Origin of the sequence: Crocosphaera sp. (assembly GCF_030064895.1) — a bacterium.
Taxonomy (GTDB): domain Bacteria; phylum Cyanobacteriota; class Cyanobacteriia; order Cyanobacteriales; family Microcystaceae; genus Crocosphaera.
On the sequence record NZ_JASJEB010000098.1, the window covers coordinates 1 to 19546 of the forward strand.

Consider the following 19546-nt stretch of genomic DNA (forward strand, 5'->3'; position numbering starts at 1 on the left):
CTAAAGAATTGCCACTATATTTTTTTATATGGATTCCCTTCGGTCAATTTATTTTTTGGTCGCCATTCATCCCTAACTTTTAGAAGATTAGGGTATTCTGGCGACATCAGGATAAAAACATAGAGTATATCCCCAATAAACAATGGTTATGGGGATGGATAGGTTCGTCCACAAAAAAATAAGCCTACCCCTTGCATTTCATACCCAATTTCCTGTACAATGTTTGATTGTGGCCAAAAGTTAGATTATAGACCTTGGCTACAGGTAAAAAAAGTCCGCTTCAAGATACTGAAGCAACTAAGCTTTAAGTCTTGGAGGTCTACGGCGACCAAGCTTAACCCGTTTTCACAGGCAGGTTAAACCTATCGTTCACTTTGTATATTGATTCCACCTAACCTACGTTAGCGTGTATTCATAAAAACAAAGCGAGGAAACACTATCTCGCTTGTTTAGGTGTGAAAAATGCACCTAAATTTTGTTGTCTAGCCTATAGAGGAAAAAACCGTGTCTGTTGGTCTTCTTGGAACCAAACTCGGTATGACCCAAATCTTCGAGGAGGAATCTGGCCTAGCCATTCCTGTCACCGTAGTACAAGCGGGTCCATGTACCATTACACAAATTAAAACCACCGAAACCGATGGTTATAGTGCCGTCCAACTCGGTTATTTAGAAGTAAAAGAAAAAGCCCTAACCAAACCAGAGTTAGGTCATTTAAAAAAAGTCGATGCTTCCCCCTTGCGTCATCTTAAAGAGTATCGTGTAGAAGATACCGCTTCCTATAATTTAGGAGAAGCCCTCAAAGCCGATATTTTCAATCCTGGAGACCTAGTAGACGTTTGTGGAACCTCCATGGGACGGGGGTTTGCCGGTTATCAGAAACGCCACAACTTTAGAAGGGGTAACATGACCCACGGTTCTAAAAACCACCGTTTACCAGGGTCAACAGGGGCAGGAACCACTCCAGGACGGGTTTATCCAGGTAAGAAAATGGCCGGTCAATATGGTGCGACTAAAACCACCACCCGTAAATTAACAGTGGTCCGGGTTGATGCGGAACGCAACCTACTGCTGATAAAAGGGGCAGTACCTGGAAAACCAGGCGGTTTATTGAATATTACCCCGGCCAACATCGTTGGTAAAAAATAACAAAACTAACCCAGAAGTAAACCAGAAAAAAATCAAAAAAAATGGTTGATTGTAACGTTAAAAACTGGCAAGGGGAAGAAGTAGGCCAGGCAAACCTAGAGTTAAAAGTGGCCAAAGAAGAAAGCGCATCGCACCTATTACACCGTGCCGTAGTGCGTCACTTAGCCAATGCTCGTCAAGGCAACGCTTCCACTAAAACCAGAGCAGAAGTTAGAGGGGGTGGACGTAAACCCTGGAGACAGAAAGGAACCGGTAGAGCCAGAGCCGGGTCGATTCGTTCTCCCCTCTGGAGAGGTGGTGGTGTCATTTTTGGTCCAAAACCCCGAGATTTTAGCCAGAAAATGAACCGTAAAGAAAGACGGTTAGCCCTGAGAACAGCGATCGCATCTCGGGTAGAAGACATGATCGTAGTAGAAAACTTCGCCGAACAACTACCCCAACCCAAAACCAAAGAACTCGCTGCAGCCCTAGCCCGTTGGGGCGTAGAACCCAGCGATAAAGTGGCTTTGGTGTTGCTAGAAGCCGGTGACAACATCTATTTGTCAGCACGAAATCTCTGTTTTGTCAAGATTTTGAGAGCCGATAGTTTGAATGTTTACGATCTGCTCAACGCCGATAAAATTGTCATCACTTCTGAATCATTAACAAAAATTCAGGAGGTTTACAATGACTGAATATAATCCCCGTGATCTCGCAGACTTAGTAATAAAACCGATTATTACCGAAAAAGCAACCCTGCTGCTAGAAGAAAATAAATACGTGTTTGATGTCTTGCCCAAAGCCACCAAACCAGAAATTAAAGCAGCGATCGAAAGTTTATTTGAAGTCAAAGTAACTTCAGTTAACACCATTCGGCCCCCTCGCAAAAAGCGTCGTGTGGGTCGATTTATTGGTCATAAACCCTTATATAAACGAGCGATCGTCACCCTAGAAGAAGGGGATAGTATTACACTCTTCCCCGACTTATAACCCCAGAACCATTAATAAACTGCTCATTAACGAACTGAACCTAAGTAATAATCATGGGTATTCGTACTTATCGGCCATACACACCAGGAATCAGACAAGCCTCTGTCTCGGACTTCTCGGAAATCACCAAAAGTAAGCCGGAAAAATCACTAACCAAATACAAACACAACAAAAAAGGTCGTAACAACCGAGGCGTGATCACCAGTCGTCATCGGGGTGGTGGACACAAACGGTTATACCGAATCATCGACTTCAAACGGAATAAATACGATATTCCAGCCACAGTCACCGCCATCGAATACGACCCCAACCGTAACGCCCGTATTGCCCTATTGCTCTACGAAGACGGAGAAAAACGCTATATTTTGGCTCCTGCTGGCATCAAAGTAGGAACAGAAGTTATCTCAGGTGAAAACTCTCCCTTTGAAATAGGCAACGCCCTACCCCTATACAAAATTCCCTTGGGGACAGAAGTTCACAACGTAGAATTAATCGCCGGCAAAGGTGGTCAAATGGTCAGGGCAGCCGGTGCAGCCGCTCAAGTGGTAGCTAAAGAAGGAAACTACGTCACCTTAAGACTGCCTTCCAAAGAAGTGCGCATGGTGAGAAAAGAATGTTACGCCACCATTGGTCGAGTAGGTAACATCGAAGCCCGTAATATCAAACTGGGTAAAGCTGGAAGAACCCGTCATCGTGGCCGCAGACCCCACGTCAGAGGAAGTGTGATGAACCCGGTAGACCATCCCCATGGAGGAGGAGAAGGCCGCGCACCAGTTGGTAGAAGCGGACCCGTGAGCCCTTGGGGTAAACCGGCATTAGGTGCCAAAACCCGTAATAAGAAAAAAGCGAGTTCGCGGCTAATTGTCCGTCGTCGCCGTTAAAACAGTTGAATTAGTTGAAATTATTATGAGTCGTTCCTTAAAAAAAGGCCCCTTTATTGCAGACAGTCTCCTCAGCAAAATTGAAAAACTCAATGAAAAAGGAGATAAACAGGTCATTAAAACCTGGTCACGGGCTTCCACCATCATCCCTGCCATGATTGGTCATACCATCGCCGTTCACAACGGAAGACAACACGTCCCCATTTTCATCTCCGAACAAATGGTCGGTCATAAACTCGGAGAGTTTGCCCCCACCCGTACCTTTAGGGGACACTCCAAGAGCGATAAAAAAGCTCGAAGATAACCACACAGGAGAGGGAAAATTAAGAATCCCAAAAAATTCTCAATTTACCTCATCCCATTACCCATAAGAAGTTATAGATAAACATAACCATCATGGCAGTTGATACAAGCACAGAAGCCAAAGCCAAAGCCCGTTATATTAGGATGTCACCCTTTAAAGTAAGACGGGTACTCGACCAAATTCGCGGCCGTTCTTATCGTGAAGCCTTAATCATCCTAGAATTTATGCCCTATCGGGCTTGTGAGCCAATTTTAAAACTATTGCGCTCCGCCGTTGCTAATGCCGAACATAATCAAGGACTAGATCCCGAAACCCTAGTGATTAGTCAAGCCTATGCAGACGGGGGACCAAGTTTGAGACGCTATCGCCCCAGAGCGCAAGGACGGGCTTATCAAATTCGTAAACCCACCTGTCATATTACCATTGCCGTCGCCCCCGAACTAGAAGAGGACTAACAGAACAATATGGGACAAAAAATACATCCAATTGGTTTTCGTCTCGGTATTACCAAAGAACATAAATCCTGTTGGTATGCCGATAAAAGACGCTATCCCGAACTATTACAAGAAGACTTAGTAGTTCGCCAGTATATCGAAAAAAATCTCAGTAATGCTGGTATTGCCGATATTCGCATCGAGAGAAAAGCCGATCAAATTGACCTCGCTATTCATACCGCTAGACCCGGTGTCGTAGTTGGTAGAGGAGGAAGTGGTATCGAGCAACTAAGAACTGGGTTACAAAAAGCCCTGGGAGAAAATCGTCAAATTCGCATCAACGTCATCGAAGTAGCAAGAGTTGATGCCGACGCTGCCCTCATTGCCGAATATATTGGTCAACAACTAGAAAGACGGGTTTCTTTCCGTCGTGTGGTACGCCAAGCTATCCAAAGGGCCCAACGAGCCGAAGTAAAAGGTATTAAAATCCAAGTAGGTGGCCGTTTAAACGGGGCTGAAATTGCTAGAAGTGAATGGGTAAGGGAAGGTCGAGTACCACTACATACCCTGAGAGCAGACATCGATTATTGCTATCGCACCGCCCAAACCATTTACGGGATTTTAGGAATTAAAGTTTGGATCTTCAAAGGCGAGGTAATTCCAGGACAGGAACAAGAAGCCATGGCTGCCCCAGCACCAACCCCTAGAAAGAAACGTCGTCCCCAACAATTTGAAGACCGTTCCAACGAAGAATAATCAACCCTGTTTTAAGTTAAACCTTATTATTAACGACCAATGTTAAGTCCTAGAAGAACAAAATTCCGTAAACAGCAGCGAGGGCGCATGAGAGGGTTGGCACGCCGAGGCAGTACCCTTAACTTTGGTGAATACGGCCTACAAGCCACCGAACCCTGTTGGATAACCTCCCGTCAAATCGAGGCCGCCCGTCGTGCTATGACTCGTTATATCAAACGGGGTGGGAAAATTTGGATTCGTATTTTTCCTGATAAACCCGTCACCATGCGAGCAGCAGAAACCAGGATGGGGTCAGGTAAAGGTTCCCCCGAATATTGGGTAGCAGTGGTGAAACCCGGAAGAATCATGTTTGAGTTAACAGGGGTAGAAGAAGAAGTTGCCCGTGAAGCCATGCGTCTAGCGGCTCAGAAACTACCCATTAAAACCAAGTTTGTAACACGCCAAGAGGAGTATAACTAAATTATGGCACTACCCAAGATAGAAGAAGTTAGAAAACTCAACGACGAAGAACTGGCAGAAGAAATATTAGCCACCAAACGGAAACTCTTTGATCTGCGTTTTCAGCAAGCCACCCGTCAGTTAGACGAAAAAACCCACCTGTTTAAACATACCCGTCATCGTATGGCTCAACTATTAACCGTCGAACGGGAAAGACAACTGAACATTAATCAACCATCTAGCACCACAGAAGAGGCGTAAAACAACTATGGCCGTTAAAGAAAGAGTTGGGGTAGTGGTTAGTACCAAAATGGATAAAACCGCAGTCGTAGCGGTTGAAAACCGTTCTCCTCACCCCAAATACCGCAAAATTGTCGTCAAAACCAAGAAATTTAAAGCACACGACCCCGAAAATAAATGTCAAGAAGGCGATCGTGTGCGTATCCGCGAAACCCGTCCCCTCAGTAAAACCAAACGCTGGGAAGTCAAGGACATTTTAACCGCTCATTAAACCCTTTTATTATCACCGTGATTCAACAACAAACCTATCTTAATGTTGCCGACAATAGCGGAGCCCGTAAACTGATGTGTTTGCGCGTTCTCGGTACCGGGAATTGTACCTATGGAAAAATTGGGGATAAAATCATTGCCGTTGTTAAAGACGCACTCCCCAATATGCCCGTCAAACGATCTGAGATCGTCACAGCCGTGATTGTGCGAACCCGTCAACCAGTCAGTCGTGCCAGTGGAATGACCATCCGTTTTGACGATAACGCCGCCGTTATTATTAACGATGATGGTAACCCCAAAGGAACCCGTGTCTTTGGTCCTGTAGCCAGGGAATTAAGGGATAAAAGCTTTACCAAAATTGTCTCCTTAGCACCGGAGGTACTCTAAAATGAGCAAAAAAAAATCTTCCCCCAAACGGTACAAAATGCACATCAAAAAAGGGGATACCATTCAGGTGATTTCAGGACGAGATAAAGGCAAAGTTGGAGAAGTTACCGATACTCTTCCTAAAACAAGCCAAGTGGTAGTTAAAGGCGTTAACGTCCGTACCAAGCACGTTAAGCCCCAACAAGACGGAGAATCAGGTCAAATCGCCACCATTGAGGCTCCTATCCACAGTTCCAACGTAATGCTCTACTCCACCAAAGAACAGGTGGCCAGTCGTATCAGCTACACCTTCACCGAAGAAGGTCGTAAAGTACGGATGCTGAAAAAAACAGGGGAAATTATCGATTAATTGCTCAATTTCCCTAAGTAAAAGCAAAACCCACCAAGAAAAAACTTAACAATGTTCCCCTGACCAAGCCCAGGGAAAAGGACAAATCATCATGGCCCAAGCAAGACTGAAAATCTTTTATCAAGAAACCATTGTGCCTAAACTGCAACAACAGTTTAGCTACACCAACATTCACCAAGTCCCCAAGGTAATCAAAATTACCATTAACCGAGGACTGGGAGAAGCTTCCCAAAATGCCAAAGCCCTAGAATCTTCTATTAGCGAAATAGAAACCATTACTGGACAAAAACCCGTAGTAACTCGCGCCAAAAAAGCGATCGCCGGGTTTAAGGTTCGTGAAGGAATGCCAGTGGGTGTCATGGTAACACTCCGTTCCGAAAAAATGTACTCCTTCTTAGATCGCCTAATTAACCTCGCCTTACCTAGAATTAGAGACTTTCGGGGAATTAGCCCCAAAAGCTTCGACGGACGAGGTAACTACAGTATTGGCATCCGTGAACAACTGATTTTCCCAGAAATTGATTACGATACCATCGATCAAATTCGCGGTATGGATGTTTCTATAATTACCACAGCCAAAAGCGACGAAGAAGGCCGCGCCTTACTCAAAGAAATGGGAATGCCCTTCCGTACCTAGTCAAGTCCTCACCTTACAGGAGAAACCGATCATTTTATAATGGCAACTAACGACACTATTTCCGATATGCTTACCCGTATCCGCAACGCCTGTGCGGTACGCCACCCCACAACCATTGTTCCCACCACCAGAATGACCCGCAGTATAGCCAAAGTTCTCCAAGAAGAAGGCTTTATTGAGGGGTTTGAAGAGGCTGGGGAAGGGGTCAAAAAACATCTCGTCATCTCCCTCAAATATAAATCAAGAGGCCGTCAGCCGATTATTAATACCCTGAAACGGGTTAGTAAACCAGGGCTGCGAGTCTACTCCAATCGTAAAGACTTACCCCGTGTCCTGGGAGGCATCGGCATAGCCATTATTTCCACCTCCAAAGGGATCATGACAGACAGAGAAGCCCGCCGTCAAAACGTCGGGGGAGAGGTTCTTTGTTACGTTTGGTAAGCAAACGGTCAATATCCCAAAGAACCTAGTTATAACTCACTGATCACAGATAACCCATAAAAAAATGTCTCGTATTGGTAAAAAACCTATTCCTTTGCCCAATAAAGTCACCGTCGACATCAAAGGGCAACATATCGCAGTCAAAGGACCAAAAGGGTCCCTAGAATTAGACTTACCTTCCAAAGTCAGCGTCAACCAAGAAGGGGAAACCGTCGTTGTTCAAAGAGACGATGATTCTCGTACCGCCCGTGAACGTCATGGACTCTCCCGTACCTTAGTGGCCAATATGGTCGAAGGGGTTTCTAAAGGCTTTGAAAAACGCCTCAGTATCCAAGGGGTTGGTTATCGGGCCCAGGCACAAGGGACAAAATTAACCCTCAACGTTGGCTACAGTAACCCAGTAGAAATGATCATGCCCAAAGGTATTGATGTCAAGGTTGAAAGCAATACTACAGTTATTGTTACTGGTATCGATAAAGAAATAGTCGGTAACATGGCCGCTAAAATTCGTGCCGTTCGTCCCCCAGAACCCTATAAAGGGAAAGGTATTCGTTACGTTGATGAATTTGTCAGACGTAAAGCAGGTAAAGCAGGTAAGAAATAATCATGAAATTAACACGCAGAGAATCTTTAAAACGTCGTCATCGACGCATTCGCAAAAAAGTCAGTGGTACACCCGACTGTCCCCGTTTAGCGGTTTTTCGCTCCAATCATCATATTTATGCCCAAATTATTGATGATGTAGGCCAACATACCCTGGCAGCCGCTTCTACCCTGGAACCAGATGTTAAACAGAATATTTCCTCCGGGGCAACCTGTGAAGCTTCGGCCGCCGTTGGTAAATTAGTGGCCGAACGAGGTAAAGCTAAAGGCATCGAACAAGTGGTTTTTGATCGCGGCGGCAACATCTATCATGGTCGGGTCAAAGCCTTGGCTGATGCAGCTAGGGAAGCCGGATTACAGTTTTAAATCAAACTATATTTTTTACACTAAACGGTAATTACTATGGCAAAAAATCGCAAAAATAGCCGAGAAAAGGCAAAAGAAAGCAACTGGCAAGAACGGGTTATCCAAATTCGTCGGGTCAGTAAAGTTGTTAAGGGTGGGAAAAAACTCAGTTTCCGCGCCATTGTTGTTGTTGGCAACGAAAAAGGCCAAGTGGGTGTTGGTGTGGGTAAAGCTGGAGATGTTATCGGTGCTGTCCGTAAAGGGGTGGCCGATGGCAAAAAACAGCTAATCGATGTTTCTTTAACTAAGTCTAGTTCCATTACCCATATCGCTAAAGGGGTTTCCGGTGGGGCAAAGGTAATTGTGCGTCCTGCTGCTCCTGGTACTGGTGTAATCGCTGGTGGAGCGGTGAGAACCGTCTTAGAATTGGCTGGTTTGAAAAATATCCTGGCTAAGCAACTCGGGTCGAATAATCCTCTTAACAACGCTAGAGCAGTGATTAACGCCCTAGAAGGGTTACGTACTTTCTCGGAAGTGGCTCAAGAAAGAGGAGTTCCTTTAGAGCATCTTTACACCTAAATCAAGAAAATAAACATGAGAATACACGAAGTTAGCCCCCAAAAAGGATCAACCAAACGCCGTCGCCGTATTGGTCGCGGTATTTCCGCCGGCCAAGGTGCTAGTGGTGGTTTTGGGATGCGGGGTCAAAAGTCTCGCTCTGGAACCGGTACTAAGGCCGGGTTTGAAGGGGGACAAATGCCCCTCTATCGTCGGGTTCCTAAGTTAAAACATTTTCCTCTGGTTAACCCTAGCTATTACACCATCATCAATGTTAGTAAACTCAATAGTTTGCCAGCTAACAGCGAAGTTACCCTGGAAAGTTTAATGGAAGCAGGGTTAATTACCAGTAATGATGGTCCGTTGAAAGTGTTAGGAGACGGAGAATTAAGCGTTGCTTTGACGGTTAAAGCTGCTGCCTTTACTAAATCAGCTAAGGCCAAAATCGAAGCTGCTGGAGGTAGTTGTCAAGACTTATCACAAGCTTCTGAAACCCCTAATGAGAGTGAAGAATGAACAGTTAATCATGACCTCTCCTTCTCTAGAGAACCTGGGTTCGATATCAGGAAATTTATAGACAACTTGTCAAACTCAGGAGTCCCAAACAGCGATTCTTTCGTTTGAAAAAATCCAACTCCGAACCCCGAACTCCTAACTCCGAACTCAGACAGAGAGGTTTGATTTTCCTTGAATTATTCCTTCCTTTTCCTCAATCCCAACCTCCCTAAAACATAATTATCAACTATCAATTATTAGTTATCAATTATTAATTGTTTGATAAAATGTCACAATTAATAAAATATCGTTAATCACTGAGGTTACCATTAATGGTTGTCAGTCGAGAGAAAACACCTACAGCACAAGAAACGTTTTTACAGATGGCTCAAGCAGCCGGCCTAAGAGGGCGGTTGTTGATTACCATTGGCTTACTCATTTTAATTCGTTTTGGGATTTTTATTCCCATTCCTGGCATCAATCGCACAGAATTTGCTAGAGCTATTAGCAATAGTCCAGTTTTGGGCTTTTTAGACATTTTTACTGGTGGAGGGATTTCTACACTAGGTATTTTTGCACTGGGGATTCTACCCTTTATTAATGCTTCCATTATCATGCAGTTGTTAACCGCAGCTGTTCCTGCTTTGGAAGATTTACAGAAAAATGAAGGAGAAGCAGGAAGACGGAAAATCTCCCAGATTACCCGTTATGTGGCTGCTGGTTGGTCTGTAATCCAAAGTACCGCCATTACCATTGGTCTACTACGACCTTATGCTTTAGGAGACCCTTTTTGGTTCGTTCCTGAAACGGTTTTGGCCTTAACTGCTGGTTCCATGTTCGTTATGTGGGTATCGGAGTTAATTACAGAGCGAGGTATCGGGAATGGTGCATCATTATTGATTTTTGTCAATATTGTGGCTAGTTTACCGAGAACTTTAGGACAAACTATCGATTATGCCCAAACTGGAGGCAGACAAGCGGCAGCACAGGTTGTTATCCTCTTGTTAGTCTTCTTAGTGATGATTGTGGGTATTGTCTTTGTTCAAGAAGGAACCCGACGCATTCCTATTATCTCAGCCCGTCGTCAAGTGGGACGTAAGCTTTACAGGGAAAGAACCAGCTATTTACCCCTAAGACTCAATCAAGGGGGTGTCATGCCCATTATTTTCGCTTCTGCTGTGTTGATTTTACCCCAATCTTTAGCAGGATTTTTTGGTAGTGAGGGAGCAGTTAGTCAAGTTTTGGTACAAGTTGCCAATGCGTTGCGTCCTGGAACTTGGGTTTATGTGGGGGTTTATTCTTTATTAATCCTATTTTTTAGTTATTTCTACGCTTCTTTAATCGTTAACCCGGAAGATGTGTCGAAAAACCTCAAAAAAATGGGTTCTAGTATACCTGGTCTTCGTCCAGGGGAAAAAACCAAACAATATCTCGAAGGGGTACTAAACCGTCTTACCTTTTTAGGGGCGATCTTTTTGAGTTTTGTGGCCACAGTTCCGACTTTAGTTGAAGGAGCAACAGGTGTTACAACCTTCCGAGGGTTAGGGGCAACCTCCTTACTTATTTTAGTTGGTGTAGCCATCGATACCGCTAAACAAATTCAAACCTACGTTATATCTCAACGCTATGAGGGAATGATTAAACAGTAGGTGATCAGGGTTAAGGAGTTTCAAGTTCCTTAACTCTATCTCATGGCAACAATAACAACAACCAAGAACACAAAAAATTATGAGTACAGGGAAGGGATTGATTTTTTTGGGTCCACCTGGTTCGGGAAAAGGAACCCAGGCTCAAGAGTTATCAACAGAACTTAATATCCCCCACATTTCCACAGGGGAAATGTTACGAGCAGCGATCGCTAAAAAAACTCCTTTAGGACAAAAAGCTCAAGGTTATATGGATAAAGGGGAATTAGTACCTGATGATTTATTATTAGGTTTAATAGAAGAACGTTTAAAGGAGGAAGATGCTCAAAAAGGCTGGATTTTAGACGGATTTCCTCGTAATGTTGCTCAAGCAGAATTTTTAGATAAATTGCTCCAGAAATTAGCCAAATTTTCCGAACAAGCGATTAATTTAGACGTTCCAGACCCAGTTATTATCGATCGCTTGTTATTACGAGGGCAAAAAGAAGGGCGAAAAGACGATAACGAAGAGACCATTCGCCGTCGCTTAGAAGTTTACCGAGAAAAAACCCAACCAGTCCTAGACTATTATCGTCAACAGGATAGACTTTCTTCCGTTGATGGTAACCGGGAACTGCAAGAAGTTACCAAAACACTGAAAGCAGTGCTTGTTTGAGATGGAAATTAAATTCGGTAAAAAGTCAATAGTAACAAGGAGGTTTGCTAAGATATGTAAGGGAAAGTTGACCGAGACCTCTCTTTTATGATAGAGAAAAGTCCGACCAGAACAGAAACTAATACTTTCCTAATTATACTATTTGAGGAATAAAATTGTGTCAAAACAAGACCTAATTGAAATGGAAGGAACCGTAACTGAGTCACTTCCAAACGCTATGTTTCGCGTGGATCTTGACAACGGGTTTAATGTCTTAGCCCATATTTCTGGGAAGATCCGTCGTAACTATATTAAAATTCTGCCAGGCGATCGGGTTAAAGTAGAATTAACCCCCTACGATCTCACCAAAGGAAGAATTACCTATCGGCTAAAAGGGAGTAAAAAGTAAGATAGGAGGGGACTGTTAAAAAAGTAAGCATTTTGTTAACTAAATTACTAATAATCCCCTAATCGTCAACTCTGAAACCACCATTTTAGCTAACACCAACAAGCAAATTTTGCTATAATAATAAGCTTGCAGTCCTGCTGTAGAAAAATCCATGAAAGTTAGACCATCAGTCAAAAAAATGTGCGAAAAATGTCGCGTTATACGGCGGCGTGGGAGAGTCATGGTACTGTGTACTAACCCAAAACACAAGCAACGTCAGGGTTAGAATGACATCTCCCAAAAACCATAGAAACAAGAAACCAACAAGAACAAGCTAAGAGGGAAAACAAAAGTGGCAAGGATATCTGGTGTTGACCTGCCAAGAGATAAACGAGTCGAAATAGGCTTAACCTATCTGTATGGTATCGGTTTATCACGATCTCAAGAAATTTTAGCAGAAACGGGTGTCAACCCTGACACCCGTGTGCGAGACTTAAGCGACGAAGATGTGGCCAAGCTACGGGCCTGCATCGAAGACAACTACCAAATAGAAGGGGATCTCAGAAGATGGGAAGCCATGAATATCAAGCGGTTAGCTGATATCGGTACCTATCGGGGTCGTCGTCATCGTCAAGGACTTCCAGTCAGAGGACAACGGACAAGAACCAACGGTCGTACTCGTCGTGGTAGAAAGGTCACTGTCGCAGGGAAGAAAAAAGCTCCCTCCAAGAAATAATCAGCATCCATTGACTATTGATCAGTTAGAGAGACATTTTAACGAAAGATTATGGCGCGACCAACTAAAAAAGGCGGACCCAAAAAACAAAAGAAAAACGTTCCCAATGGAGTGGCTCATATTCAGTCCACTTTCAACAATACCATTATCACTATTTCCGACACCAAAGGAGATGTAGTGTCCTGGTCTTCAGCCGGTGCCAGTGGCTTTAAAGGAGCAAAAAAAGGAACCCCCTTTGCTGCTCAAACCGCAGCCGACTCAGCAGCCCGTAGAGCGATCGACCAGGGAATGCGGCAAATAGAAGTAATGGTAAGCGGACCTGGAGCCGGTCGAGAAACAGCAATCCGCGCATTACAAGGGGCAGGATTAGAAATTACCCTAATTCGCGATGTTACCCCCATTCCCCATAATGGCTGTCGTTCTCCAAAAAGACGAAGAGTTTAGCCAGCCTCACCCATAGAGCAAAGTATAAAGAATTGGCGTTAGGACGGACACAAATGGTGTCTGGGAGGCATTTGACAATGAAGGGAGGTCACTAGACGTGGCGCAGTTTCAGATTGAGTGTATAGAATCTAAGACTCAGAAAAATCAGAGTCAATATAGTAAGTTTGTCCTAGAGCCGTTGGAACGGGGTCAAGGGACAACGGTTGGTAATGCCTTGAGACGGGTGTTATTAGCCAACTTAGAAGGGGCAGCAGTAACGGCCATTCGTATTGGTGGAGTAAACCACGAATTTGCTACCATTCCTGGGGTGAGAGAAGATGTCTTAGAAATCATGTTAAACATGAAAGAGATCGTCCTCAAAAGCTATACTGACCAACCCCAGATCGGTCGCTTGGTGGCCACAGGGGCAGCCCATGTCACAGCAGCCCAGTTTGAGTTACCCTCAGAAGTAGAAGTGGTTAACCCCACCCAACCCATTGCGACCTTAACCGAGGGAGCAAAACTAGAGATGGAGTTTCGCATCGAAAAAGGGGTGGGGTATGTACCAGTAGAAAGGTCTAAGGATGAACCAGCAGCCCTCGACTTTTTACAGATCGATGCAGTGTTTATGCCAGTGACCAAGGTGAATTACAGTGTTGAGAGTATTCGTGGGGAAGAAGGGGAAGCTAAAGACCGTCTCACGCTAGAAATTTGGACAAATGGGAGTTTTAACCCCAAAGAAGCCTTATCTACAGCAGCAGACGTTTTAGTGGACTTATTCAATCCCCTAAAAGACCTAAATCAACTGGAAACCGCCGTTCAAGAATACCCAGATGAAGAAAATCCTCAAAGTCAAATTCCCATAGAAGAATTACAGTTGTCTGTACGGGCTTACAATTGCTTGAAACGGGCGCAAATTAATACTGTGGCTGACTTGTTGGATTATAGTCAAGAGGATCTCTTGGAAATTAAAAACTTTGGGCAAAAATCGGCTGAAGAAGTCATTGAAGCCCTACAAAAACGTTTGGGGATTACGTTACCCCAAGAAAAAGCAAAAGCTTAATGCTTAAGCAAGCATAACTGTTCCATTACGTTAGGGAGGAAAAACAACTATGCGTCATCGGTGTCGTGTCCCCCAGTTGGGCAAACCAGCCGACCAACGAAAAGCTTTATTGCGATCGCTGGCAACAGAGTTAATTCGTCATGGTCAAATCAAAACCACAAAAACCCGTGCAAAAGCAGTCCGCTCTGAAGTAGAACGGATGATCACTTTAGCTAAAGATGGGTCATTAGCAGCTAGACGGAAAGCCATAAGTTATCTCTATGATAAAAATTTGGTTCATGCTTTATTTGCCGATGCTCCAGAACGGTACAAAGGCCGTAAAGGAGGATATACCCGTATTGTACGGACGGTTCGTCGTCGGGGAGACAATGCGGAAATGGCCATTATTGAGTTAACGTAACCTGAGTTCGGAGTTCGGAGTTCGGAGTTCGGAGTTAAGGTCTTTTGAGAAACGGTAACACGGTTTGTCTATGGAAAGTTTAAAAGAACATCCCGACCAAAAACGAGTTGCCCTGGTGATCCAGTATCAGGGAAGTCGTTTTCATGGTTGGCAAAGACAACCGAACCAGCGAACCGTTCAAGAAGACATCGAAAGAGCCATTGCTGAGGTTTTAGGCTATCATACTCCTATTCATGGAGCAGGCCGAACCGATGCTGGTGTTCATGCTGCGGCTCAAGTCGCCCATTTCGACTATGTTAGTCCCATTCCTCCCCAACAATGGGCAGATATTTTGAACCATAGACTGTCCGAAGATATCTTAATTCGAGGCTCACAGGCGGTTCCGGCAACTTGGCACGCACGATTTTCTGCCTTGTGGCGACGTTATCGTTATAGCTTTTATACCGATAAATGCCCAAACTTGTTTGTTAAACCCTTTAGTTGGCACTATTATTATGAGCCTCTAGACGTGGAATTGATGCAAAAAGCGTTAAATCCTCTGTTGGGTAACCACCATCTAGCGGCCTTTCGTCGTACAGGGTCTCAGCGTCATCATTCCTGGGTAGAAGTCCAAGATACTCAATGTTATCGTCAAGGATCTTTTATTCATTTAGAAATCCAAGCTAATGGGTTTTTATACGGAATGGTAAGGTTATTGGTGGGAATGTTGGTAGAAGTGGGCAGTGGTAAGCGATCGCTACACAATTTTACCGACATTTGGCAAAACCAACGCCGTGAACAAGTTAAATATTCTGCCCCGGCCAAGGGTTTATGTTTATTAAGAGTGGGTTATAGCGATTTTCCCCTATCCTCAAATATTTGGTTTGATACTCAGCCCTTATTTATGTTTAGAAATGATAGGGACTTGAAAACAGAGGAAATGGTTACTTAATCTCTAAAATTGCTCTGCTTTGAGCCAAATAACAACCTAGTTAATTTTTTATTCCTTAACTATTCATGAACAAAACAATTACACCCATACCTAAGATGGTTAAAGAGGAAATCCTCAAACCAGAAGCACTTGAAAAGAAATGGTATGTCATAGACGCAACGGATCAGCGTTTAGGACGACTCGCTTGCGAAGTGGCCAAAATTCTACGGGGCAAAAATAAGCCGATCTACACTCCCCACATGGATACAGGGGATTTTGTGATCATTATCAATGCTGATAAAGTAGTGGTCACCGGTCGCAAAAGCTCTCAAAAATTATATCGTCGTCACTCGGGAAGACCCGGGGGGATGAAGGTAGAAACCTTTGACAAGCTACAACAACGCATTCCTGAGCGTATTGTAGAAAAAGCGGTCAAGGGGATGTTACCGAAAAATGCTTTAGGTCGTCAACTGTTTACTAAGTTGAAAGTCTATCCAGGGCCAAATCATCCTCACGAAGCTCAAAAACCCGAAGAATTAACCTTAAACACTATTCCTAAAGGAGATAAATAATGGAAGGAACCGAAAATAAAGATAAAGTAGTTTATTGGGGAACCGGTCGCCGTAAATCATCAGTGGCCAGAGTCCGTCTTGTTCCTGGTAGTGGCGAAATTGTCGTTAACAAAAAACCAGGGAATATCTACTTCAACCGCATCCCTAGCTATCTGCAAAACATCAAAGGTCCTCTAGAGACGTTAGGATTAGAAAGTGACTATGATATTCTGGTCAATGCTCATGGTGGTGGTTTAACTGGTCAATCGGATGCTATTAAACTAGGTGTAGCTAGAGCTTTATGTGAGTTAGCTCCCGAAAACCGTCCTCCCCTCAAAGCAGAAGGTTATTTAACCCGTGATCCTCGTGCTAAGGAACGGAAAAAATACGGGTTACACAAGGCGCGTAAAGCTCCTCAATACTCTAAACGATAAATTTAATAAGGAGACAAAAATTATGGCAAAACCTGAGATTCATCCGACTTGGTATCCTGAAGCAAAGGTTATTTGTAACGGGGAAGTAGTGATGACTGTGGGATCGACTCAACCTGAGATTCATGTTGAAGTTTGGTCTGGTAATCATCCTTTTTACACTGGAACCCAGAAGATTATTGATACAGAGGGACGGGTAGATCGTTTCCAAAAACGTTACGCTATGATTGGCAAAAAAAGCAAGAAAAAAGCAGCCGAAACAGATGCTTCCGACGAATAGCGAATCAAGTCGATTATATGACCCAGCAGAGTTTCTGCTGGGTTGTTGTTTATTAGTTAATAATTAATAGTTAATAGTTAATAATGAATTTAACTGGTAACTAGATAAGGACTAACCTTAATTTAATAACTTATAGTGGAGAAATATTATGGCTGAATCTTATTTATTAGAAAAATTACAATCTGTTGAACAAACTTATCAGGAATTAACCCGTCGTTTGGCTGATCCTGATATTGCTACTAACCCTGATGAGTTACAACGGGTGGCAAAATTGAGATCGTCTTTGGAAGAAACAGTTAATACTTATCACACTTGGCAGGAAACTCAAGAGGAATTAAAAGGGGCAAAACAAATTCTGAAAGAAGCTGGTGGCGATCCTGAAATGAGGGAAATGGCCTCTATGGAGGTGAGTGAGTTGGAGGAAAATATAGAACAGTTAGAAGAACGGTTAAAAATTCTTTTATTACCTCGTGATCCTAACGATGATAAGAATATTATGTTAGAAATTCGCGCCGGAACCGGTGGGGATGAAGCTAGTATTTGGGCGGGAGATTTAGTTAGGATGTATTCTCGTTATGCTGAGTCCCAAAGATGGAATGTTAAGCTGGTGAGCGAGTCTTTGGCGGATATGGGTGGCTTTAAGGAGGCTATTCTGGAAATTACTGGCGAACAGGTTTATAGTAAGCTCAAGTTTGAAGCTGGAGTTCATCGGGTGCAACGGGTTCCTGTGACGGAAGCAGGAGGACGGGTTCATACTTCTACTGCTACAGTGGCTATTATGCCGGAAGTGGATGATGTGGAAATTAAAATCGATGCTAAGGATATTGAAATGACCACGGCGAGATCCGGGGGTGCTGGTGGACAAAATGTTAACAAGGTGGAAACTGCGGTTGATTTAATGCACAAACCCACTGGTATTCGTATTTTTTGTACTGAGGAGCGATCGCAGTTGCAAAACCGTGAACGAGCTATGCAAATTTTACGGGCAAAGTTATATGAGATGAAGTTACGGGAACAACAAGAAGCGGTGAGTTCGATGCGGCGATCGCAGGTAGGTACGGGATCTCGTTCTGAGAAAATTCGTACTTATAATTACAAGGATAATCGGGTTACTGATCATCGTTTGAGTCAAAATTTTGCTTTAGTGGGAGCATTAGAAGGGGATATTGATAATATTATTGAGTCTTGTATTTCTCAAGATCAACAGGAACGTTTGGCTGAGTTGGCTAATTCTCCTGAAACGGCAGATTCTATCAATTAATGTGAGTTCGGAGTTCGGAGTTCGGAGTTCGGAATTCGGAGTTATTGTTTCATCAGTTTTTAACTGTTTATTGAAGGGAAGGAAAGATGACTATTATTCAATGTCTTCATACTGCTATTTTAGTGTCTGATTTGGAGAAAGCAGAACAATTTTATGGGGAGATTTTAGGGTTAGAAAAGGTTGAGCGTCCTTTGAAATATCCTGGCACTTGGTATCAAATAGGTGATTATCAAATTCATTTAATGGTTCATTCTGGGTTTGAATTTAGTTTATCTAATCAAGAAAAATGGGGACGCAATCATCATTTTGCTTTGGGTACTGATAAGTTAAGTGATATTATTGCTCGTTTAGAAAGTCATGGTTATTCTGTACAAATGAGTCAGTCAGGTAGGGCAGCTTGTTTTACTAAAGATTTTGATGGTAATGTTATTGAAATTAATCAGTTATAACAAAAGCTAAGTTTATTCTCCATAATGAGTTTTTGCTCGAATAATCAAAATTGTTTTATTTTCTTCTAGTATTTCATAGAGAATTCTATCTTTTAGATTAAGTCGATAAGAATATAATCCCTTTAATTCTCCTTTTAAGAGTTTACCAAGATAAGGGTTAATTGTCAAAATTGTCTCAAAAATGTGCTTCAGTTTTTGGCGTTGTTTGTCAGTTAATTGCTTAATATCTTTACTTGCTTTTTTAGAAAAAATAACCTGATAGTTACTCATTACTATTAAAAACCTCTTCCATTGTTAAGGTTTCTCCTTGTTTATACTCTTCTTTTGCTTCTTTAATATCATTTAAAAGATTGGGATCTTTCAATAATTCGCTTGTTTCTGTCCAAGACTCTAATTCATTTTGATCAATTAAAACAAAACTTTGGTTTTCTTGTACAATAACCACTCCTCCAGGTTCATTTTTTGCTCTTTCAAAAATTTCTTCTAGATTATTTTTGGCGTATTCAAGGGTTACATGATACATGGTTGTTTATATTTCGATTAATTTTACTTTATCTGTTTATATTATAATAGCAATCAGAAAATTAAAGACGACCTGAAATAACAAATATTCCACCGGCAACTAAAAAACTTGTAACTACAGTAATTAAAATACCAATTAATGTCCAAATTAAGATCCAAACTAATGCCCAAACTTTAGTTTTTTGTGAGTTTTTAATCTCTTTTACATCTTCTTTTATAGCATTAATTTCTCCTTTTAATATTTCTCTTTCTGCTTTTGCTTCTGTCAACTCAATTTTGATGTCTGTAACATCTTTCTGTAAACTGTCCAAATTTTGATTAATATCTCTTAGAATTTCTGTTAAATCTTTTTCAATATTGATTGAATTTTTTTTGTCTTTATTATCAGAGTTTTTCATAAAAAATAGTAATAACTTTTGTTTTGTCAACTTTTTTTGCAAATCTTATTGATAAGAACAAAGATATAGCAATTAGGTTTCAGTTGCGAGAAAATTAGGATCAGGGTTTAACAGTGTTAAACCCCTACAAGAACTGATTAGTACGGACATAATACTATTACAGCAGTTTGCGAGTCATTAAAGTACAACTAAAGCTTAATT

Annotated in this window: 35 protein-coding genes; 32 read left to right on the plus strand and 3 right to left on the minus strand. The window is 42.6% G+C overall.

What is annotated here, in order from left to right; all coding sequences use genetic code 11:
- Positions 1–504: 504 nt before the first annotated feature.
- From rplC to QNJ66_RS19380, 32 genes are all read left to right on the plus strand, one after another.
- Positions 505–1146: a 50S ribosomal protein L3 gene (rplC, locus tag QNJ66_RS19225; RefSeq protein ID WP_300509830.1), complete on the plus strand. Its 642-nt coding sequence runs from the start codon at positions 505–507 to the stop codon at positions 1144–1146.
- Positions 1147–1187: 41 nt separating this feature from the next.
- The gene (gene rplD / locus QNJ66_RS19230) at positions 1188–1820 is read left to right on the plus strand and encodes a 50S ribosomal protein L4 (protein ID WP_300509832.1); all 633 of its coding nucleotides are present in this window, start codon (positions 1188–1190) and stop codon (positions 1818–1820) included.
- On the plus strand, positions 1813–2115 hold the full coding sequence (locus QNJ66_RS19235; RefSeq protein WP_300509835.1) for a 50S ribosomal protein L23: 303 nt from the start codon (positions 1813–1815) through the stop codon (positions 2113–2115). The genes rplD and QNJ66_RS19235 overlap by 8 nt, the downstream gene beginning before the upstream one ends.
- 53 nt (positions 2116–2168) lie before the next feature.
- Complete coding sequence (gene rplB, locus QNJ66_RS19240) at positions 2169–2996, plus strand: 50S ribosomal protein L2 (RefSeq protein WP_300509837.1); 828 nt, start codon at positions 2169–2171, stop codon at positions 2994–2996.
- A gap of 25 nt (positions 2997–3021) precedes the next feature.
- Entirely contained in the window at positions 3022–3300 is a 279-nt protein-coding gene (rpsS, locus tag QNJ66_RS19245; protein ID WP_007306451.1) for a 30S ribosomal protein S19, read from the plus strand.
- A gap of 92 nt (positions 3301–3392) precedes the next feature.
- Entirely contained in the window at positions 3393–3755 is a 363-nt protein-coding gene (gene rplV / locus QNJ66_RS19250) for a 50S ribosomal protein L22 (protein WP_300509843.1), read from the plus strand.
- A 9-nt stretch (positions 3756–3764) separates the two neighbouring features.
- Positions 3765–4490: a 30S ribosomal protein S3 gene (gene rpsC / locus QNJ66_RS19255; protein ID WP_300509845.1), complete on the plus strand. Its 726-nt coding sequence runs from the start codon at positions 3765–3767 to the stop codon at positions 4488–4490.
- 39 nt (positions 4491–4529) lie between these two features.
- A complete protein-coding gene (rplP, locus tag QNJ66_RS19260; RefSeq protein WP_300509847.1) occupies positions 4530–4949 on the plus strand; it encodes a 50S ribosomal protein L16 in 420 nt (139 codons plus the stop codon).
- Between the two features lie 3 nt (positions 4950–4952).
- Positions 4953–5189: a 50S ribosomal protein L29 gene (rpmC, locus tag QNJ66_RS19265; RefSeq protein ID WP_300509849.1), complete on the plus strand. Its 237-nt coding sequence runs from the start codon at positions 4953–4955 to the stop codon at positions 5187–5189.
- A 7-nt stretch (positions 5190–5196) separates the two neighbouring features.
- On the plus strand, positions 5197–5439 hold the full coding sequence (rpsQ, locus tag QNJ66_RS19270; RefSeq protein WP_300509851.1) for a 30S ribosomal protein S17: 243 nt from the start codon (positions 5197–5199) through the stop codon (positions 5437–5439).
- A 17-nt stretch (positions 5440–5456) separates the two neighbouring features.
- Positions 5457–5825 carry a 50S ribosomal protein L14 gene (rplN, locus tag QNJ66_RS19275; protein ID WP_300509853.1) on the plus strand — a complete coding sequence of 123 codons (369 nt, stop codon included), beginning with the start codon at positions 5457–5459 and terminating at the stop codon, positions 5823–5825.
- A 1-nt stretch (position 5826) separates the two neighbouring features.
- The gene (gene rplX, locus QNJ66_RS19280; protein WP_300509854.1) at positions 5827–6174 is read left to right on the plus strand and encodes a 50S ribosomal protein L24; all 348 of its coding nucleotides are present in this window, start codon (positions 5827–5829) and stop codon (positions 6172–6174) included.
- A gap of 91 nt (positions 6175–6265) precedes the next feature.
- Complete coding sequence (rplE, locus tag QNJ66_RS19285) at positions 6266–6811, plus strand: 50S ribosomal protein L5 (protein ID WP_300509869.1); 546 nt, start codon at positions 6266–6268, stop codon at positions 6809–6811.
- Positions 6812–6850: 39 nt separating this feature from the next.
- The gene (gene rpsH, locus QNJ66_RS19290) at positions 6851–7252 is read left to right on the plus strand and encodes a 30S ribosomal protein S8 (protein ID WP_007306417.1); all 402 of its coding nucleotides are present in this window, start codon (positions 6851–6853) and stop codon (positions 7250–7252) included.
- 64 nt (positions 7253–7316) lie between these two features.
- Positions 7317–7856 carry a 50S ribosomal protein L6 gene (gene rplF, locus QNJ66_RS19295; RefSeq protein WP_300509873.1) on the plus strand — a complete coding sequence of 180 codons (540 nt, stop codon included), beginning with the start codon at positions 7317–7319 and terminating at the stop codon, positions 7854–7856.
- A 2-nt stretch (positions 7857–7858) separates the two neighbouring features.
- A complete protein-coding gene (rplR, locus tag QNJ66_RS19300) occupies positions 7859–8221 on the plus strand; it encodes a 50S ribosomal protein L18 (RefSeq protein WP_300509875.1) in 363 nt (120 codons plus the stop codon).
- A 36-nt stretch (positions 8222–8257) separates the two neighbouring features.
- Entirely contained in the window at positions 8258–8779 is a 522-nt protein-coding gene (gene rpsE / locus QNJ66_RS19305; RefSeq protein WP_007306420.1) for a 30S ribosomal protein S5, read from the plus strand.
- Between the two features lie 15 nt (positions 8780–8794).
- Entirely contained in the window at positions 8795–9274 is a 480-nt protein-coding gene (gene rplO / locus QNJ66_RS19310) for a 50S ribosomal protein L15 (RefSeq protein WP_300509878.1), read from the plus strand.
- A 311-nt stretch (positions 9275–9585) separates the two neighbouring features.
- The gene (gene secY / locus QNJ66_RS19315) at positions 9586–10902 is read left to right on the plus strand and encodes a preprotein translocase subunit SecY (RefSeq protein WP_300509879.1); all 1317 of its coding nucleotides are present in this window, start codon (positions 9586–9588) and stop codon (positions 10900–10902) included.
- A gap of 79 nt (positions 10903–10981) precedes the next feature.
- Positions 10982–11554 (plus strand): adenylate kinase, encoded by a 573-nt coding sequence (locus QNJ66_RS19320; protein ID WP_300509880.1) that lies wholly within the window; start codon positions 10982–10984, stop codon positions 11552–11554.
- A gap of 157 nt (positions 11555–11711) precedes the next feature.
- Positions 11712–11942, plus strand: coding sequence for a translation initiation factor IF-1 (gene infA / locus QNJ66_RS19325; protein ID WP_007306424.1), 231 nt, complete (start codon positions 11712–11714; stop codon positions 11940–11942).
- Between the two features lie 151 nt (positions 11943–12093).
- Positions 12094–12207, plus strand: a complete 114-nt coding sequence (gene rpmJ / locus QNJ66_RS19330; RefSeq protein ID WP_300509884.1) for a 50S ribosomal protein L36 — start codon at positions 12094–12096, stop codon at positions 12205–12207.
- 66 nt (positions 12208–12273) lie between these two features.
- On the plus strand, positions 12274–12657 hold the full coding sequence (rpsM, locus tag QNJ66_RS19335) for a 30S ribosomal protein S13 (protein ID WP_300509886.1): 384 nt from the start codon (positions 12274–12276) through the stop codon (positions 12655–12657).
- Between the two features lie 51 nt (positions 12658–12708).
- Positions 12709–13101 carry a 30S ribosomal protein S11 gene (gene rpsK / locus QNJ66_RS19340; protein ID WP_300509888.1) on the plus strand — a complete coding sequence of 131 codons (393 nt, stop codon included), beginning with the start codon at positions 12709–12711 and terminating at the stop codon, positions 13099–13101.
- Between the two features lie 97 nt (positions 13102–13198).
- A complete protein-coding gene (locus tag QNJ66_RS19345; protein WP_300509890.1) occupies positions 13199–14143 on the plus strand; it encodes a DNA-directed RNA polymerase subunit alpha in 945 nt (314 codons plus the stop codon).
- A gap of 49 nt (positions 14144–14192) precedes the next feature.
- Entirely contained in the window at positions 14193–14543 is a 351-nt protein-coding gene (gene rplQ, locus QNJ66_RS19350) for a 50S ribosomal protein L17 (protein ID WP_300509891.1), read from the plus strand.
- 70 nt (positions 14544–14613) lie between these two features.
- Positions 14614–15474 carry a tRNA pseudouridine(38-40) synthase TruA gene (truA, locus tag QNJ66_RS19355; RefSeq protein ID WP_300509893.1) on the plus strand — a complete coding sequence of 287 codons (861 nt, stop codon included), beginning with the start codon at positions 14614–14616 and terminating at the stop codon, positions 15472–15474.
- Between the two features lie 95 nt (positions 15475–15569).
- Positions 15570–16025 (plus strand): 50S ribosomal protein L13, encoded by a 456-nt coding sequence (gene rplM, locus QNJ66_RS19360; RefSeq protein ID WP_300509909.1) that lies wholly within the window; start codon positions 15570–15572, stop codon positions 16023–16025.
- The gene (gene rpsI / locus QNJ66_RS19365) at positions 16025–16438 is read left to right on the plus strand and encodes a 30S ribosomal protein S9 (protein WP_300509895.1); all 414 of its coding nucleotides are present in this window, start codon (positions 16025–16027) and stop codon (positions 16436–16438) included. The genes rplM and rpsI overlap by 1 nt, the downstream gene beginning before the upstream one ends.
- 22 nt (positions 16439–16460) lie before the next feature.
- Positions 16461–16715 carry a 50S ribosomal protein L31 gene (gene rpmE, locus QNJ66_RS19370; protein WP_300509897.1) on the plus strand — a complete coding sequence of 85 codons (255 nt, stop codon included), beginning with the start codon at positions 16461–16463 and terminating at the stop codon, positions 16713–16715.
- Positions 16716–16863: 148 nt separating this feature from the next.
- Positions 16864–17976 (plus strand): peptide chain release factor 1, encoded by a 1113-nt coding sequence (prfA, locus tag QNJ66_RS19375; protein ID WP_300509899.1) that lies wholly within the window; start codon positions 16864–16866, stop codon positions 17974–17976.
- 86 nt (positions 17977–18062) lie between these two features.
- Positions 18063–18425: a VOC family protein gene (locus tag QNJ66_RS19380; RefSeq protein ID WP_300509901.1), complete on the plus strand. Its 363-nt coding sequence runs from the start codon at positions 18063–18065 to the stop codon at positions 18423–18425.
- 12 nt (positions 18426–18437) lie between these two features.
- Here the strand turns inward: QNJ66_RS19380 and QNJ66_RS19385 are convergent, their stop codons facing one another.
- The 3 genes from QNJ66_RS19385 to QNJ66_RS19395 all read right to left on the minus strand — a co-directional run bounded on the left by QNJ66_RS19385 (position 18438) and on the right by QNJ66_RS19395 (position 19345).
- On the minus strand, positions 18438–18695 hold the full coding sequence (locus QNJ66_RS19385) for a type II toxin-antitoxin system mRNA interferase toxin, RelE/StbE family (protein WP_300509903.1): 258 nt from the start codon (positions 18693–18695) through the stop codon (positions 18438–18440).
- On the minus strand, positions 18688–18948 hold the full coding sequence (locus QNJ66_RS19390) for a type II toxin-antitoxin system prevent-host-death family antitoxin (protein ID WP_300509905.1): 261 nt from the start codon (positions 18946–18948) through the stop codon (positions 18688–18690). Before QNJ66_RS19390 ends, QNJ66_RS19385 begins: the two co-directional genes overlap by 8 nt.
- Positions 18949–19009: 61 nt before the next feature.
- Positions 19010–19345, minus strand: coding sequence for a hypothetical protein (locus QNJ66_RS19395; protein ID WP_300509907.1), 336 nt, complete (start codon positions 19343–19345; stop codon positions 19010–19012).
- Positions 19346–19546: the final 201 nt, after the last annotated feature.